The sequence below is a fragment of the Streptomyces triticisoli genome, assembly GCF_003270085.1.
GTDB lineage: Bacteria > Actinomycetota > Actinomycetes > Streptomycetales > Streptomycetaceae > Streptomyces > Streptomyces triticisoli.
Map to the genome: position 1 here is coordinate 20580 of NZ_QFDQ01000083.1, position 15567 is coordinate 36146.

The window sequence follows — 15567 nt, forward strand, 5'->3', positions numbered from 1 at the left end:
GGCGGGCGAAGACACAGCGGTGGAACGGCCGGTGGATGGTGACCGGCATCGACCCCCAAGGGCGGCGGCACCGGCTGAGGCGCACGGCGGCCGTGGCCGTGGCCGTGGCCGTGCTCCTGGTCGCCGCCGTCCCGGCGACCGCTCACGCCGATGGCGGCCGCGGTATCGGCACGCCCGGCTGCAAGCGCGCCTCGATGTAGATCAAGGTGTGCGCCGCCGACGCTGTGACCCATGCGGGCGAGTTTGGCAGCTCGGACACGCCCGCGTCCGCCGGCACCTCGGGCAAGGGCAAGGGCGGCTCCGCGGCGGCGAAGCGCACGTATACCAAGCTCGTCCCTCAGCCTCCGGACACCAACCTCGCGGTCAAGGAGAGCAAGAAGAGGGACGGCGAGGGCGCGGTCCACCAAGTCGTCTGCCCTGCCACGGGCCGCGTCGGTGTGACGTGGGGCCCGGACGGCTCCGCCCCGGCCGCGCCTGCCATCGACCCTGAAGTCATCGCCGCCGTGCGGTGGACTCCATGAGGTTGTACGGCCCGACGAACCCCGGCATCAGCGTGCCCACCGCTCAGCAGGAGGCCCCGAAGCCCTGGCGGGACAGGGTGGCCGCCGCGATCCGGACTGTGACCCGCCTGTCCCGGTATGCCGGGGCTCATCGCGCCGGCAGTTCCAGGCGACCCGCCGCCGCATGGGTGAGCAGGCGTCAGAGATCACCCTGAAGGCCTAATCGATCATCAATCTGCCCTTTGTATTCGAGGGATTGACAGGCCGTCAGTGGATGGGGAATCGGACGTGCGGGTGCTCGGAGTACCTCGTTCGACCCCCCGGTACCGACCCTTCCGGCATGCCCGAAATGACAGTTATGGGGGCCGTAAGTACGTTCAATCACACGTCGGCTTTCACAGCCGGCCTCTCTGAGAGAGGAGTAAAACGACATGATCATGTCTCGTTCATCCGCCATCACCGCGGGCATCGCGGCCGCCGCAGCCCTGACCGCGACCGGTATCACCTACGCCACGGCCGCCCCCTCATCGGCGCCACAGGCGGCTCCGGCCGTCGTCCAGCAGGCGCCCGCTCCCGCCCAAGCGCTCCTGGACGGCGGAAGCGGACAGGGGAAGGGCAACGAGGGCAACGAGGGCGGCGATCGTGGCGAGGGCGGCGATCGTGGCGAGGGCGGCGAGCGCGGCCACGAGAAAAACAAGCGCCACCACAGGGTGGGCCGGATCTTCGTCAACGAGCGGTCGTTCTCCGCCCACCCGGACGGCTGCATCACCGTGATCAGCGGCCTGGGCTCCAAGAGTTTCAACATCCGCAACGACGTCAAGGGCGTGCACGTCAAGAACGGAGTGGTGGGCAGCTTCCGGGTGATCCACCGCCACCACGACAAGGAGGACTTCGACTACTGAGCCAGCCGCATGAGGCGAACCACGTAGAACCCCGGCCCGCCGTAATCGGGCCGGGGTTCCGATCTCAGCCCCCGCCTTCCGTGGGCACCCCGCTCGTGGTGCTCGCACCCGCCCCTTGCCTGACGATCCACTCGCCTGCCACGCCATCCTAAAACCGGACAGAAGGCGCTGCGGGTCCGGCCGCGCTGACGTCCACCTGCCTCACCGGCTCACCCTCCAGCAGATTCCCGCTGGACCACCTGCCGTTGGCGCCATCCCCGAACAACAGCCACCGAAATCCTCCGCGGCGGTCGGGCGAGCCCGACCGGGCGACGAAAGCACACGCCGCACACCTGGCCCGACCCCCTCCCCCACCCACGACCCCACGGGAGGAGTGACATGAACTACCACCTGGTGGAAGACGCGAGCGACGACAGCTACGTCATGCACATCCTCGACATCACCTTGACGCCCACCCTGCCGCGCCTTGGACACCCACTCCGCTGGGAGATGCACAGCCACCTCAAGGAGACGGTCGACCTGACCCGGGTCACCTGCAGGGTGATCATGAAGGTCGGCCCGATGAAAATACTGGACAAAAACTACAGACTGCCCGATCTGCTGGCAGCCATGGGCACAAGCCTCTCGGGCGACCCCCGGCCACCCGCCGGGCCATGGAAGCAGACCTGGCACCTGCAGATCCCCCCGACAGTTCCGGTGGCGAGGCATCGCATCCACCTGCGCGCCCGAACCGGAGACGGGAAGAACTTCCTCGCCCTGAACATTCCCGTCGCCTTCACCCACAGGTGGATCACGACCAGCGATCACACCGGCGCCCCGAACCGCCCCGGGTTTGACAGGGATCTCAGCTGGTCACTGTGACCCGGAGCATCCTGGCTGCCCAGTAGTAGCGCACCCGAGTACTCGGCACCACGGGCGTCCTGCATCCAGGGGCCCAGTCCCGCCTTGCACATCAAACACCGTGACGAACAGTCAGCGCACTGACGAGACGCACCGCTCAAGTTCGAAATCCCCTCAAGTCAGCATTCCGCAAGGGCCTGTTGAGGCAGGTCATGGGGCTGCCTGGTCGCTGGCCAATCGTCACCAGGAAGCCAGTCCAGCTGCTGGAGAGCGTGCAGGTCACCGCGCGCCGCCATGGCCATCACCCGGGTCATCTCCGTGCGCGAAACATGCGGCAGGTGGCGCGGCTCGATGTCGCTGTCATCGAGCTTTTCAAGCACCAGGGTCCCTCCCTGGAAAGCCGAGACGGTCCAGGAGGATTCCCCGTCCGTGACCGACACGTCCGGGTGCTCGTCGTCGACCGGCCCGTCGAGCTCGGCGACGAGCGCGGGGACACCGGCCTCGCTCCCGTCCTCCATGGCCCCGTCCCGATGTGTGAATACAACAGGCACCGGTCAGCCGCCAGCAGGCAGGATGCGGAATGACGACAGGCCACGCGTGAGCGGTGTGATGGCCCGGTGGTCACGCTGGCCGAGGGTGAAGATCCGGTCCGTCCTGTAGCGGTCCGCCAGGACGACGCCCACCGCGTCGGCCAGATCGAGCCGCAGTCCGTCGTACTTGGCCCGGACCTCGTGGGCAGCCACCAGGTCGGCCGGCCGCAGCTCCGCCAGCCTGTACTGGCCTTCCAGCATGCGGTCGTTGAGCGCCTCCATGACCTGCATGGCCGCGGAGAACCCGAGGTCGCGATGGATCAGATGGTCCAGTTCCGTGACCACCAGCGGAGAGCGAAGAGAGACCGCCCAGTCCTGCGGTCGGAGCAACGGCGGGGACGTGCCGGTCGGAGCCGCCACGTGAGCCGTCGCCCGCGCCAGGCCGCCCCGCCTCGTCATCAAGTCCAGACGGTTCAGTCCAATGGGTGATCACAGACCAAAAACCAACGAATGTTCTTGTTCCGCGCATAGTTTCAGATCATGCCCAACGTCAGTCACGACACCCTGCACGGCTTCCTGCCGGGACGTCCGAAAGCGCTGAACCGTGCGCTGGGCCTCCTGGGACTCGGGATCCCGCCCGGTGTCACCACCGAACCTCTCCCGACGGACGCCTCCGGCGCCCCGAAGATGTTCACCCGGCACATGGACTCCGTGCTGCGGGTGGTCCGTCCCGACGGGCGCGATCCGTTCATCCTGCTGCTCGAGGCACAGAGCGGCATCGAAACGAAGAAGGAGACCTCGTGGCCGTACTACGTCGCGTACTTGCGTGACCGGTACAAACTCGAGGTCGTCCTGCTGGTCCTGTGCGTGGACACGGCGACGGCGGCATGGGCGGCCAGACCTCTGAGTACTGGCGTGGGGCGCCCCACCCAGGTGACGGTTCCCCATGTGCTGGGGCCGTGCAATGTTCCGCGTCTGAGCCAGGTCCAAGAGGCTGCGGCCGACCTGGACTTCGCCGCGTTCTGCCTGTGGATCCACAGCAACGACCCGGACATCGAGGGCATACTGACAGTGGTGGGCGAGGCATTGGCTCAGGACGCGGACCGCGAAGCGCGGGACGACTTGGCAGGACTGATCGAGGACGGCTTGGGCAGCAAACACGCCCGGGAGATCTGGAGGAACCTGATGAGGACTCTCTTCACCCCCAGGCGAGGCACCATCGTGGGCGACGCCCGCCTCGCAGGACAGGAAGAAGGGCGCGAGGAAGGACGCGAGGAAGGACGCGAGGAAGGACGCGTGGCCGGAAAGGCCGAGCAACTGCTGCGCCTGATGGAGCGCCGCGGCTTCCCGATGACGGAAGAGACCCGACAGCGCGTCACCACCTGTACGGACATGCCGGTCCTGGATCTCTGGTTCGACCGCGCCATCGACGCGACCACCCTCGACGAGGTCTTCGCCGCGCCCTCCGCCACGGACCGGATCCCCGCACCCGCCCAGAGCCCGGAGCAGACCGGAATCCCCAGCCGGGGCCCGAAAGTCCCCGGCTCCTCGACCGACTGACAAAGGAGCACACACGGGCGGTGCTCTCCACGCCGGCTCCCCGTGTGATCGCCCTACCCGACGAGACCGTTCCTGAACACTGAGCGCGGCCAGGCGTGGGCCTGGCCTGTCGGGCACAGCTGTCGTCCGGTGGGCCGCCCCTGACGTCGTGTCTGATCGCGGCCGGGCGTCCCGCAGGTAGGTCGGGTATAACACGCACGTGTCCAGCAGGGCCGCCGGGCATACGGCCGTCACCGGGTGCGCCGGGGGGGTGGCGGTGGCCTCGTACATCCCCGCGTCCTCGGCCAGGTCCACGAGATCGTCCACCGGGTCGGCGCCACGCGTCGGGCCGCCTCCCGCAGAGGGCCGCACAGCGTGGCCCTCGCCGAAGCCGCCGGAACGGGGATGGTCGGCCAGGCCCGCCGGGCCGTCGACGCAGAACGCCAGATCACCCGCTCAGCCCCGCGAGAGGGAGCCGTCGTGCGGGCCTGGGCGGTGGTGGGCAGGGGCGTCCTCGCGGCTCACCTCGTGGTGGCGGCCGTCGGGGCGGGGAAGGGGCTTGAGGTCGACCTGGATGCGGTGCGTGGAGTCATGGCTCACCGAGCCGCCCAGACGTGCCTCGACCACGCCCAGGCGCAGACCCGCCCCGCCCTCGCCGGCCCGGTGGAACTGCACCGAGAACTCCAGGCTGACCTGCTCCACGCTGAACCGCCAGTCGCTCTCCGCCCCTTCGGACTGGGCCCGCGCCAGCTCCGCACGGACCGTGCCGATGGCCTCCGCAAGACCGATCGGTTCCGTATCCCTCATGTCAACACACCGCCGACTTCAGTTGATTGACCGACCCAACCCGCCCACAAGTCTAGGGACGCACCATGCTTTGCACGTAATGTGAGACAGCATGGGGGAATTGCGTGCGGACTGGAGGCTCAGGCTGCGGCGCGAGCACGCGCACGGCCCCGTCTGTGGCGCCGGTGTGCTCGTCGACCAGTACACGGCGCTGACCTGTGCACACGTGGTGCGCCACCCGGACGCCGTCATGTGGCTGGAGTTCGCCGAGAACAGCGGGCTCGAGCCGGTCTCCGCACGCGTCATGCCCGGCGGCTGGCTGCCGGAGGCCGAGCGGGGCGAGGACGTCGCCGTACTGCGCCTGGACAGCCCGCGCCCGCAGGCGCGCCGCGCCCTGCTGGAACCCGGGCTGTGGGGCGGAATGGAGGTGTACGCGACCGGTTACGCGGAGGGCTTCGACGACGGCATGAGCCTGTGGGGACGCATCGGCGGCGTCAGTGGTGAGCGGGTGCAGCTCGACGCCGTCGCCAGGGCGGAGGTGGTGCGTGCCGGGTTCAGCGGCGCCGCCGTGTGCACCCGGCCGCAGGAAGGCCGTCCCGTCCGTGTGGTCGGCCTCGTCGTCAGCTGGCGCGGCGACATGGGTGAACTGCTGCCCGAGGACAACCGGCTCGCCTTCTCGTATCTGATCCCCGTCGACCGCATCGCCGAACTCTCGCCTGTCATCAAGGAGTTGAGCAACCTGCAGGCCTGGGATCACGGCTTCGAGGAGCGGTTGACCCGGTGGTTCGACGACCCGGACGAGGACCCGGTGAAGATCACCGTGGTGCCTCCGGGCAGCGGCAAGGACCGCTCGCTGCGCCATCTGCTGCACCGCGCCCACGTCGTCCATCGCGGCGGCGCCAGCAGGCCGGACCTCATCGACCACGCCTTGGACCAGGTCACCTTCCCGGCCGGCGAGTACCTGGCGTACTGGGACTGGCTGAGCGGCGCCGAACCCCGGCCCGCGCGGGCGGCCGACCGCGCGCCCGTGCGACCGGTCACGGTCCTCGTCGACGGTCTCGACGAGGAGCCCCAGCCGGGTCCTCTGATCGAACTCCTCGCCCGGTTGAGGGTGTTCGGCTTCCGGCTGCTGCTCGTCTTCCGCCACGAGGGCGGCACCGGCTGGACCGCGTCCCGCGACCGGCTCCTGCGGCCCGCGCTCCTCGGCCACGCGGACGCGCTGCTCGACCGTCTGGAGCGCGCGGAGTTCAGCCGGGCGGTCCGCCGCGACGTCGTCGACAGCGCCTCCCTCGGCTCCGTGACCGAGACGGCCGACCGGCGCCGGGCCGAGCGCCGCCTGGTCGACGACGTGCGGGACCCGCAACAGCAACTCACCCGGCTGCGCGCGCTGATCAGGACCCTGCGCACCGACCTGAGCCGCCATGGAGGCCGGTGATGCGGTGCTCCGCCCGGCCCGGGCAGGGAAGGAGGACGGCGCGAGGATGACGACCTGCCCGCACCGGTACTTCGACGGAGCCCCCTGCGGCGGCACCGTGCTGCCCACCGGCTACTGCGCCGCTTGCGGCCGCGCGGAGAACGGCCGCAGGCTGCCCGCCCTGCCGAAGGACCCACGGGAATTCGGCCCCCGCGAACCCCTCGCGCTCCCCGAGCGCGAGCCGCGCCCCGCCGAGGAACGCCTCATCCGTCCCGAGGCGTCGCGCATCCTCATGGGCTGCTCGGCCGCCGACTGCGGCATCACCTTCGCCCCGCCCTACACCGAGGGCCCGGTGCCGATCGAGGGGTTCTGCCCGGCCTGCGGCGAGCGCTACTCGTACCAGCCCGAACTCGCCGAGGGCGACATGCTGCGCGACCAGTACAGGATCATGGGTCCCATCGCGCACGGCGGCCAGGGCTGGGTCTACCTCGCCGAGGACACCCATCTCGGTGACGTCGTCGCCGTCAAGGGACTGCTCAACCGGTACGAGCACGACGGCGTCCGGCTCGCCGACGTCGAACGCCGCAACCTCGTCGCCATCCGCCACCCCCGCATCGTCCAGATCCGCGACTTCGTCGCCCGCAGCGACGACACCGGTCAGGTCACCGGTGGCTACATCGTCATGGACGACGTCGGTGACGGCACCCTCGCGAAAGTCGTCGAGGAGGTCCGCCGCGGTGAGTCCGTCCTCGACATCGAGCACGTCGCGGCGTACGGCTGCCAGATCCTCGAAGCCTTCGTCCACCTGCACTCCGACGGCGAACGGGGCTTCGTCTACGGGGACATGAAGCCCTCCAACGTCGTGCACCACGGGGACGGCGTCAAGGTCATCGATCTCGGCGGCATGCGCGAACAGGGCCAGAGCCAGCCGCCCGCCCACGTCACACCCGGCTACATGCCGCCCGAGACCGGGGTGTCGTCCGTGCCCACCGTCGCCCACGACCTGCACACCGTCGGCGTCACCCTGCGGGAACTCGCCCGCTGGGCCGTCGCCGAGGTGCCCGGCCTCGGCACCGCCTCCTTCCAGCGGGTCGTCGAGCGTGCCGTCCGGACCGACCCGGGCCGGCGCTTCGCCGACGCCCGCGAGATGGTCGGCCAACTGCGCGGCGCCCTGCGGGAGATCCGCGCGCTGCGCGGCAAGAGCGACCCGCCCGAGCCCTCCGACTACTTCCGGCCGTCCACCCAGCTGCTCGGCGCCCGGCTCGGCACGGTTCCGGGCATCGAGCACTGGCTGGACCGTCCCCGCCGCGACCGGTACGAGTCACCCGTGGCACCGGCCCTCGACCTCGGCGCCCCCACGCCCGCCGAGATCGCCGGCTGCCTGCCGGTACCGAGGCCGTATCCGGGCGACCCGCAGGCCGCGCGGTTCGAGGTGAGCAGCGGCTACGACCCGGACCGACTCCTCGTCCTGGAGGACGAGAAGCCGCGCTCGGTGGAGATCTGCCTGCACAACGTGCGCGTCCTGCTGGGCCGGAACACCCGGGAGGACCTGCAGCGGGCCCAGGAGGAGATCGACACGGCCGACTCCGTCCCCGGGCCGCCCGCCGTGCGCCGGTGGCGGCTGGAGTGGCACCGCGCCCTGCTCGCGCTGCGCAGCGCCGGCCTCGACGACGCCTTGCGTCATGTCGCCGAGGGGCAGCTGGCCGAGGCCAGGAAACACTTCACGAAGGTCCACCTCGAACTGCCCGGCGAGTACGCACCCAAACTGGCTCTCGCCTACTGCGGGGAACTGCTCGGCGACGGCACGGGCGGGCACACCGCCAAGGAACTGTACGAGGCGGTGTTCGCCCGCAACCCCGCGCACGGCGGCGCCGCCCTCGGCCTGGCCAGGCTCGCGCTCCGCGCGGGCGAGCGCAAGGAGGCCATCGACGTGCTCGGCCGGGTCCGGCAGGGCACCCTGGACCACACCGTCGCCCGGATCGCCTCCCTGCGCATACGTGCGGCCCGGCTGCCCGGAGACGGTGATCCGCTGCCCGCGTCCGACGAGATCGACGCGGCACTGGCCGAAGTGGACGGCCTCGTGGGTCGGATACCGGGCGCCGGGGAGCCGAGCCTGTCCGAGGACGAGGCACTGCGCCTGAGAACCGAACTCCACGAATGGAAACTGGACGCGGTGCACAGCCTCAGCGACCGGCCCGGCCCTCCGGGAAGGGGTGCCGGACGGCTCGACGCCCGCAGTCTGAGACGCCTGAGCGCACCGGAGCGCGAGTTGCGCACGCGGCTGGAGTCGCACTACCGGCGACTGGCGGCACGCCACCGCGAGCCGGCCGCCGCCCACGACCACCTCGTGGACCTCCTGCACGCGGTACGGCCTCAGACCGTGTTCTGACCGCACCGTACGACAGACCGAACGGCACCCGGCGCACGGTGCGCACGGCGACGAAGGGGAAGGAGCGGTGACGTACGACATGAGCAGCCACACCCGGCCGCCACAGCCGGGCATCCGACTGCGCGTCGACCTCGGCGGCGATCTGCGCCCGCACCGAAGCGCGAAGATCGAGGCCCATCTTCAGGTCGACGTGGCCGCCGACGGCGCTCCCACCGACCTGCCCGCGGCCGAGCTCGCCGTGATCATCGCGGTGGACGTCGCCGAAACGAACCGGGCTGCCGTCCGGCACGCCCTGCCGGCCGCGCTGCGCGCCCTGCCCGACCGCATCTCCTTCACCGTGCTCGGCAGCGGCCCCGAGCCGGTCCGGTACTACCCGAGGGGCGACGACGAGTGGGCCGTCGCCGACCGGGCCGAGAGGCGCCGGGCTGCCTTCGCCGCAGGCTCGCTCCCGCTGCACCGGGAGGGTCCGCGGCCTGCCGGGTACGCCACCTGGGTGGCCGGATCGCGCGCCCTGCTCGCCGGCCGGCCGGTGTCCGTACACCATCTGGTGCTGATCACCGACGGCAGCAGCGCCGCCGGCGAGACCCGCCTCGAGGAGGAACTGGACGCCTGCGCGGGGCAGTTCACCTGCGACGTGTTCGCCGTGGGTGCGGACTGGGCTCCCGACCCCCTGCTGACCCTCGCCGAACGGCTGCACGGCACCGCCGAGTTCGTGGAGGACGGGCTCGGCCGTGCGATCACCGCCGCCATCCAGCGGCTGCGCCGGGTGCACACTCCCCAGCTGCCGATCGAGGTGACCGTGCGGCCCTCCGTACGCCAGGTCTCGCTCAGCGAGAAGGCTCCCCGGCCGCACCGCCTCGGCGGGCTGCCCCAGCCCGGCCGACCGCACCGCTGGAGTTTTTCGACCTACCAGTGGAAGCAGGGCAGACGCGACTACCTGCTCACCCTGGTCGCCGACGCCGACACCGACCCGCTGGAGACCGAGCTGCAGTTCGCCATGGTCTCCATCGGCGACGTCCATGCGCCCGTCACCGCCCGCTGGCACCTCCCCGAGCAGTCCCCGCTCCACGCCCCGTCGGGCGCCGACAGCGTGCGTGACCTCAACGCCACCGCCAGGATGCGGAGCGCTCTTCGTCAGGGACTCGTCGCTCTCCAGAACCACCAATGGGACATCGCCGAGGAATACCTGGGAGAGGCCGCCCGGCTGGCGACCCGGTTCGGCACGGACTGGGTACTGGAGGAGATCCGCACGGTCGCCGACATCGAGGACGCGGCCGCGGGGCGGATCCGGCTGCGCACCATCGACACCGACACCCTCGGCCCGATGATTCTGCGGGCCGGGTCTCGTCCCGGCGGGCCCCTGACCGACGCCGTCGGTGCGCGGCCGGGCCCGCGCTGCGGCACCTGCGGCACCACGGCCGGGAACGAGGCCCGTTACTGCATCGCATGCGGGGAGAAGCTGCTGTGACGAGTGGGGAGAAGCTGCTGTGACGACCGGACGCGCCACCTCCTGGCGCCAATACTCCCTCCCCGCTTTCTGGCGCAAGCGCCTGAGCCCCTGGCGGACCCGCCGGCTGCTGGAAGTGCACCTGCTGGTCCTGTTCCTGTCCGCGGCCGTGGCGTCGACCGCCCTGTTCCTCTCCTGCCGTCAGACCCAGCGTGACGCCGAGGCACTCGCGTCCCGCGAGGCGCCGGCCGTGCAGGGGCTCGCCGCCACCCGGCTCGCGGCGCTGCGTGCCGACCAGGAGGCCAATGCCCTGGTGAGGATGCACCTCGTCGACGTCGCGGGCTCGGGTGAGACCTACCGGTCCCAGCTCTCGGCCGCCGACCAGGGCTTGTCCCGGATCGCCGACCGCACGGACCAGGACCTCGGCACGGTCAAGGGTCTGCTCGCCACCTACAGCAACTCGCTCAGCCTCGGTACGTCCCGTTACCGTGACCAGCCCCTCATGCGGGAGCAGAAGCTCGGCGAAGCACACTCGCTGCTCACCCGCGAGACGGTGGGACTCGCACCCCGCCTGGCCGCACTGCAGCAGGTCCAGATGAAGCACGCCGAAGCCACGGCCACCATGGGGCGGTGGCAGCGCAGTGGGTGGTGGCTCGCCGAACTCGCCCTGGCGGTAATGGCGCTGGCCCTGCTCTCGGCACTGTTCGTGCTGCGCGACCGCTGCGGCCGCGACTGGAACCCGTACCTGTTCGCGGCCTTCGTCCTCACCGTGCTGCTCGCGGTGGTCCCGCTGATGACGGCGTCCTCCACCGTGGACGCCCTCGACGGGGCGCTCAGGGATCTGTGGCAGATCACCGATGTGTCCCGGTCGAGCGGCTCGGGACTGGCCGACGCACAGCGGTTCGTCACCGAGAAGTCGGAGGGTGTCCGGCAGAAACTGGCCGACGACGCCTGGACCGACAGGGTGTACCAGGGCACTTTCGTCAGCTGCCTGCTGGTCATCGTCCTGCCCGCGCTGGGGCTCGGTCTCCGGCTCGACAACGACTACTGGAGGCGGCGGTGACCCGGCGGTTCAAGGTGCTGGTCCTCCTCGTGGTCATGCTGCTGATCGCCGCCGGCGGCATGGTGGTGCTCTGGGCGCAGCCCGACGACGAGGAGCCGGTGACCATCCTCGGAACGTGGACGGCCAAACAGGCGGAGCAGTTCGAGGCGGTGCTACGGGGCTTCGGCATTCCCTTCCGCTACCAGGGCACCGCAGCCCAACGGGAGGTGCTGCTCTCCAAGGTGCAGTCGGGAGAGCCCCCGGACATCGTGATCATGCCGGGTATCGGCGAACTCGCCGAGTACGCCGACCAGAAACGCCTCAAACCGCTGAACGGTCTCTACGACCCGCAGGAGTACGGGGCGCCCTGGAAGCCGACCGGCACGGCCTCCGAAGACGTCTACTGGGTTCCGGTCAAGGCGGACCTGAAGAGCATCGTCTGGTACCGCCAGGGCCACAGACCCGCCAACGCACCTGCCCCACTGGAGAGCTGGTGCATCGGCATGGGGGACGACGGCGCCTCCGGCTGGCCCGGCACCGACTGGATCGAGGACCTCGTGCTGCAACGGGAGGGCCCGGACACCTACGAGAAGTGGGCGCTGGGCACAGGCGGGGTGAAGTGGTGGCGAAGTGATCCGGTGCGCACCGCCTGGGAGGCATGGGCCGGTCTGCTCCGGCAGAACAGGGAGGCGGCCGAGCGTGCTCTGCTCACCGACCACCGTGGCGACCCGGACAGCCACGGGCTGCTGTTCGAGGGCCGGGGCGGGTGCACCCTGGAGCACCAGGGCTCCTTCGCGCGCTCCTTCTACCGGAGTGACACCAAGCACGCACGCTTGATGGACTCCGCTCCGCTCCTGCCCGGAGGCGGCGGCCGGGTCCGGGCCCACGAGGTGACCGGCGACTTCGCGGCGCTGTTCAGCGACCGCCCCCAGGCCCGTGCACTGATCCGTCGGCTGGCCTCCAGGGAGGGCCAGCAGAAGTGGGCCGATCTGGCTGATGTCTTCTCGGCGAACCGCCGGGTGGAGCCCCACGGCAACGCGGTCGAACGCGGGATCGCACGACGGCTCCGTGAAGGGCCCCGCTGCCTGGACGCCTCGGACGTCATGGCACCTGCCGTACGGGGCGCCTTCTACGAGGCCGTTCTGCTGACCATCGCACGGGTCGCCACCGGTCAGGACCCCGACGTCCCGGGTCTCCTCAAGGATGTGCAGAGGGTGCAGGACGCGCGGTCCGCGCAGGGCGTCGACAACGGAGCGGCTCCGAGGACGGTGTGCAGTACGCGGTGAGCGACGGGGCGGTGCCTGCCGCCTGTGCCGGCCTTGCGGAACGCAGCCACCCGGCATGGCCCCGTCCCGATGTGTGAATACAACAGGCCTCGTGTCGGTTTCACCCGGTCGGTCCGCGCTGTCCGGTGGTTCTCGGCGGGCATGAGCAGCCCCGCCGGCGTTCGACGCGGTGGGGAACTCCCGGACCGTCTCCGGTGGTTGGAGACGGTCCGGCTGCGATCCGGGGGTCTTGCCCGGGTGGAGCAGCCGGCGGCCGGGGTCCGCGGAGTTCGCCGGCCCGGGAAGCGACGGCAGCACGCTCGGTGCCGCCCGCCACGCGTACGGGCCGGCGGCCCTCGGCAGCGCTGCCGTCGCCCCGGACAACGGGTGTGGGGAGTCGGACAGCGCTGCGGTGGCCCGTTGCCCGGCCGTCTCCTTCGGCACGGCCGAGCATGGAGGCCGGGAGGGCCGCACGGACGACGGAACGGGTGGCGGGCAGGACGTGGACCGTCACCGCGCCCGACGGACGCAAGACCCGCAGACTCGCGGACATCCTCGACGAGATCCGGGGCCGGTTCGAGGTGCACCAGGAGTACGGTACTCATCCGGGCGGAATCCACGCCGAGTTGACGGGTGAACACGTCACCGAGTGCCTGGGCGGCACGTACGAGGTCACCACCGCCGACCTGCCCGCCCGCTACGAGACGGCCTGCGACCCGAGGCTGAACCGAGGACAGTCCCTCGACCTGGCGTGGGAGCTGTCCGACCTGTACGCCAAGTACCAGCTCAGCCGGAGGTGAGCAGTGGAGACCCTCGCACCCGCGCGGCGGTTCTACGCGATGCACGAACGACAGGATCCGTCCGACCCCCTGGTCGTCCCCAACGTCTGGGACGCGGTCAGCGCCCGCGCCTTCGCGGACGCCGGTTTCCCCGTCCTGGCCACGTCCAGTGCGGCCGTCGCCGCGACCCTCGGCTACCGGGACGGAGGCCACACCCCGCCCGCCGAGATGTTCGCCGCGATCGCCCGCATCGTGAGGTCCGTGTCCGTACCGGTGACCGCGGACATCGAACACGGCTACGGCCTGGCCCCCCCAGGAACTCGTCGACCGCCTTCTCGACACCGGAGCCGTCGGCTGCAACCTGGAGGACTCGGACCCCCTGACCGGCGGCCTCAAGGACGCCGCACAGCACGCTGACTGGCTGGCCGAGGTCAGCGTGGTGGCGGGCGAGCACCTGGTGCTCAACGCCCGCGTGGACACGTACCTGTTCGGCGAGTGCTCGGTGGAGGCCACGGTCAAGCGTGCCGTGCTCTACGCCCGCGCCGGCGCCGACGTCATCTACCCGATCCTGGCCCCGCCGGAGCTCCTGCCGGACATCGCGTCCACGGTCGACCGCCCCATCAACGCCCTCTGCCTCCCGAACGGCCCCGCCCCGTCGGAGCTGGGCACCCTGGGCGCGGCCCGGGTGACGTACGGCCACACCCTGCACGGCCGGATCACGGAGGTGGTCCAGGCGATGGCGGCGGAACTGCGCTGACGCACCCGCGGTGAACGGGGCCGGGAGTTCCGCGCACCGCGAGGGCGACGTGATGGCGTTGCCTGGTCCCGCCGGGGCGGGACGGCCGAAGACCGGGTGCTCGCGCGGACGTCGCCGGTCGCGGAAGCACGAGCCGGTACGCCTCTTGGACCGCCGAAGCCCCGACGCGCCCGGCCGCCCTGGACAGGGCGCCGACGACGAGGGAGGCGCGGTGACGTCACGCCCGGTCAGGTCGGCGGCCGGCGCTTGGAACCTCATGTCCCCGTCTCCAGGTGTCCAGTCGCAGAGGAGAAGCTTCAGTCCGGGTCCGGGGTCGGGGCCGGGGCCGTCGGCTCGTCCTTCTGCCAGGCACCGACCCCGAGCTTCCCCGTCGTCCCCAGGTCCAGCTCCGGCACGACCGTCACCGGTGCGGCGCCGGGCTTCGCGTTCAGCTGGTACATGTTGCGCGCTTCCGCGCACACAGCGGGCCCGGCGGACGGGGCAGGCGGGCCGGCCGCACGCCCCGCGCATGCCGGGACCGTGTGGAGCAACGGCACCACTGCGTCACCGCATGACGCGCGGTGACGTGGCAGAGCTCCGGGAGCCCGGCCCCGAGGGGGCGTCCCCGGCCGCGGCGGGCCCGGGAGACGGGGATGACGACGGCCCCACCGGGCCGCCTGCCGGCTTCGAGCACATGTACTGGTTCCCGCTGCCGCCCATCTGCCTGGAACAAAGCCGGACCGGCAACGGTTGCACCGAATACCCGGGATACCCCACCGGGTATACGAGAGGAGAGCTGAACCCATGCCGACCGTCGAACTGACCAAGGACAACTTCGAGGAGATCGTCACCGATTCGGAGATCGCGCTGATCGACTTCTGGGCGGCCTGGTGCGGACCGTGCCGCATGTTCGGCCCCGTCTTCGAGAAGGCGGCCGAGCGCCACCCGGACATCCTCTTCGGCAAGGTCGACACCGAGGCACAGCCCGAACTCGCGGCGACCTTCCAGATCTCGTCCATCCCGACGCTCATGGCCGTCTGCGACCGGACCGTGCTGCACTCACAGCCGGGTGCCCTGCCGCCGCAGGCACTGGAGGAGCTCATCGGCAGGATCCGGGCCGTCGACATGGAGGACGTGCGCCGACAGGCCGCGGGCTCGACGGGAGCGCACTGACCTCCAGGGCGACCACGAAGCCTCCACGGGTGCGGGCGGCTGTACGGCAGATCGCCGAGACGGCCGCCGTGCCGCAGGTGTTCGTGAGGGCGGAGAAGACGCGGCCGCCCGTGACACCGGCCGAGCAGCCCACGCGCCGGCGCCGTCGGCCAGGGCGGTGGCGCACATGCCGCGCTCGGCGGCGTGCCGCACCTCCAGCCGGCGCCCGATCCGATGACCTGCGGG

Annotated in this window: 13 protein-coding genes and 4 pseudogenes; 13 read left to right on the top strand and 4 right to left on the bottom strand. The window is 71.0% G+C overall.

What is annotated here, in order from left to right; all coding sequences use genetic code 11:
- Window positions 1–35: 35 nt before the first annotated feature.
- The 4 genes from DEP02_RS35670 (at window position 36) to DEP02_RS14885 (ending at window position 2263) form a co-directional block, all read left to right on the top strand.
- Window positions 36–200: a hypothetical protein gene (locus DEP02_RS35670; RefSeq protein ID WP_157977449.1), complete on the top strand. Its 165-nt coding sequence runs from the start codon at window positions 36–38 to the stop codon at window positions 198–200.
- 24 nt (window positions 201–224) lie between these two features.
- Window positions 225–521 (top strand): hypothetical protein, encoded by a 297-nt coding sequence (locus DEP02_RS35675; protein ID WP_112467802.1) that lies wholly within the window; start codon window positions 225–227, stop codon window positions 519–521.
- A gap of 416 nt (window positions 522–937) precedes the next feature.
- Entirely contained in the window at window positions 938–1402 is a 465-nt protein-coding gene (locus tag DEP02_RS14880) for a hypothetical protein (protein WP_232839123.1), read from the top strand.
- 378 nt (window positions 1403–1780) lie between these two features.
- On the top strand, window positions 1781–2263 hold the full coding sequence (locus DEP02_RS14885; RefSeq protein ID WP_198668446.1) for a hypothetical protein: 483 nt from the start codon (window positions 1781–1783) through the stop codon (window positions 2261–2263).
- 158 nt (window positions 2264–2421) lie between these two features.
- Here DEP02_RS14885 and DEP02_RS14890 read toward each other — a convergent pair whose 3' ends face one another.
- Entirely contained in the window at window positions 2422–2760 is a 339-nt protein-coding gene (locus DEP02_RS14890; RefSeq protein WP_112467803.1) for a hypothetical protein, read from the bottom strand.
- A 36-nt stretch (window positions 2761–2796) separates the two neighbouring features.
- Window positions 2797–3126, bottom strand: a pseudogene (locus tag DEP02_RS14895) (PIN domain-containing protein); the annotation flags it as partial.
- Window positions 3127–3312: 186 nt separating this feature from the next.
- On the opposite strand from DEP02_RS14895, the gene DEP02_RS14900 reads away from it, so the two are divergent.
- On the top strand, window positions 3313–4332 hold the full coding sequence (locus tag DEP02_RS14900; protein ID WP_112467804.1) for a hypothetical protein: 1020 nt from the start codon (window positions 3313–3315) through the stop codon (window positions 4330–4332).
- A 435-nt stretch (window positions 4333–4767) separates the two neighbouring features.
- Here the strand turns inward: DEP02_RS14900 and DEP02_RS14905 are convergent, their stop codons facing one another.
- Window positions 4768–5118: a trypco2 family protein gene (locus DEP02_RS14905; protein ID WP_112467805.1), complete on the bottom strand. Its 351-nt coding sequence runs from the start codon at window positions 5116–5118 to the stop codon at window positions 4768–4770.
- A gap of 91 nt (window positions 5119–5209) precedes the next feature.
- Here DEP02_RS14905 and DEP02_RS14910 point away from each other — a divergent pair, with 91 nt between their 5' ends.
- The 7 genes and pseudogenes from DEP02_RS14910 (at window position 5210) to DEP02_RS14940 (ending at window position 14190) form a co-directional block, all read left to right on the top strand.
- Window positions 5210–6532: a S1 family peptidase gene (locus DEP02_RS14910; protein ID WP_112467806.1), complete on the top strand. Its 1323-nt coding sequence runs from the start codon at window positions 5210–5212 to the stop codon at window positions 6530–6532.
- 46 nt (window positions 6533–6578) lie between these two features.
- Window positions 6579–8900, top strand: a complete 2322-nt coding sequence (locus DEP02_RS14915; protein ID WP_112467825.1) for a tetratricopeptide repeat protein — start codon at window positions 6579–6581, stop codon at window positions 8898–8900.
- 79 nt (window positions 8901–8979) lie between these two features.
- Window positions 8980–10368 carry a vWA domain-containing protein gene (locus tag DEP02_RS14920; protein ID WP_112467826.1) on the top strand — a complete coding sequence of 463 codons (1389 nt, stop codon included), beginning with the start codon at window positions 8980–8982 and terminating at the stop codon, window positions 10366–10368.
- 19 nt (window positions 10369–10387) lie between these two features.
- A complete protein-coding gene (locus tag DEP02_RS14925; RefSeq protein WP_112467807.1) occupies window positions 10388–11410 on the top strand; it encodes a hypothetical protein in 1023 nt (340 codons plus the stop codon).
- Window positions 11407–12675, top strand: a complete 1269-nt coding sequence (locus DEP02_RS14930) for an extracellular solute-binding protein (protein ID WP_112467808.1) — start codon at window positions 11407–11409, stop codon at window positions 12673–12675. The genes DEP02_RS14925 and DEP02_RS14930 overlap by 4 nt, the downstream gene beginning before the upstream one ends.
- A 485-nt stretch (window positions 12676–13160) precedes the next feature.
- Window positions 13161–13454: pseudogene (locus DEP02_RS14935) on the top strand (3-deoxy-7-phosphoheptulonate synthase); the annotation flags it as partial.
- 39 nt (window positions 13455–13493) lie between these two features.
- A pseudogene (locus tag DEP02_RS14940) lies at window positions 13494–14190 on the top strand (isocitrate lyase/PEP mutase family protein).
- Window positions 14191–14486: 296 nt separating this feature from the next.
- On the opposite strand, the pseudogene DEP02_RS14945 reads toward DEP02_RS14940, so the two are convergent.
- Window positions 14487–14615, bottom strand: a pseudogene (locus DEP02_RS14945) (DUF4232 domain-containing protein); the annotation flags it as partial.
- 358 nt (window positions 14616–14973) lie between these two features.
- Here DEP02_RS14945 and trxA point away from each other — a divergent pair.
- Window positions 14974–15342: a thioredoxin gene (gene trxA, locus DEP02_RS14955; protein ID WP_112467811.1), complete on the top strand. Its 369-nt coding sequence runs from the start codon at window positions 14974–14976 to the stop codon at window positions 15340–15342.
- Window positions 15343–15567 lie beyond the last annotated feature (225 nt).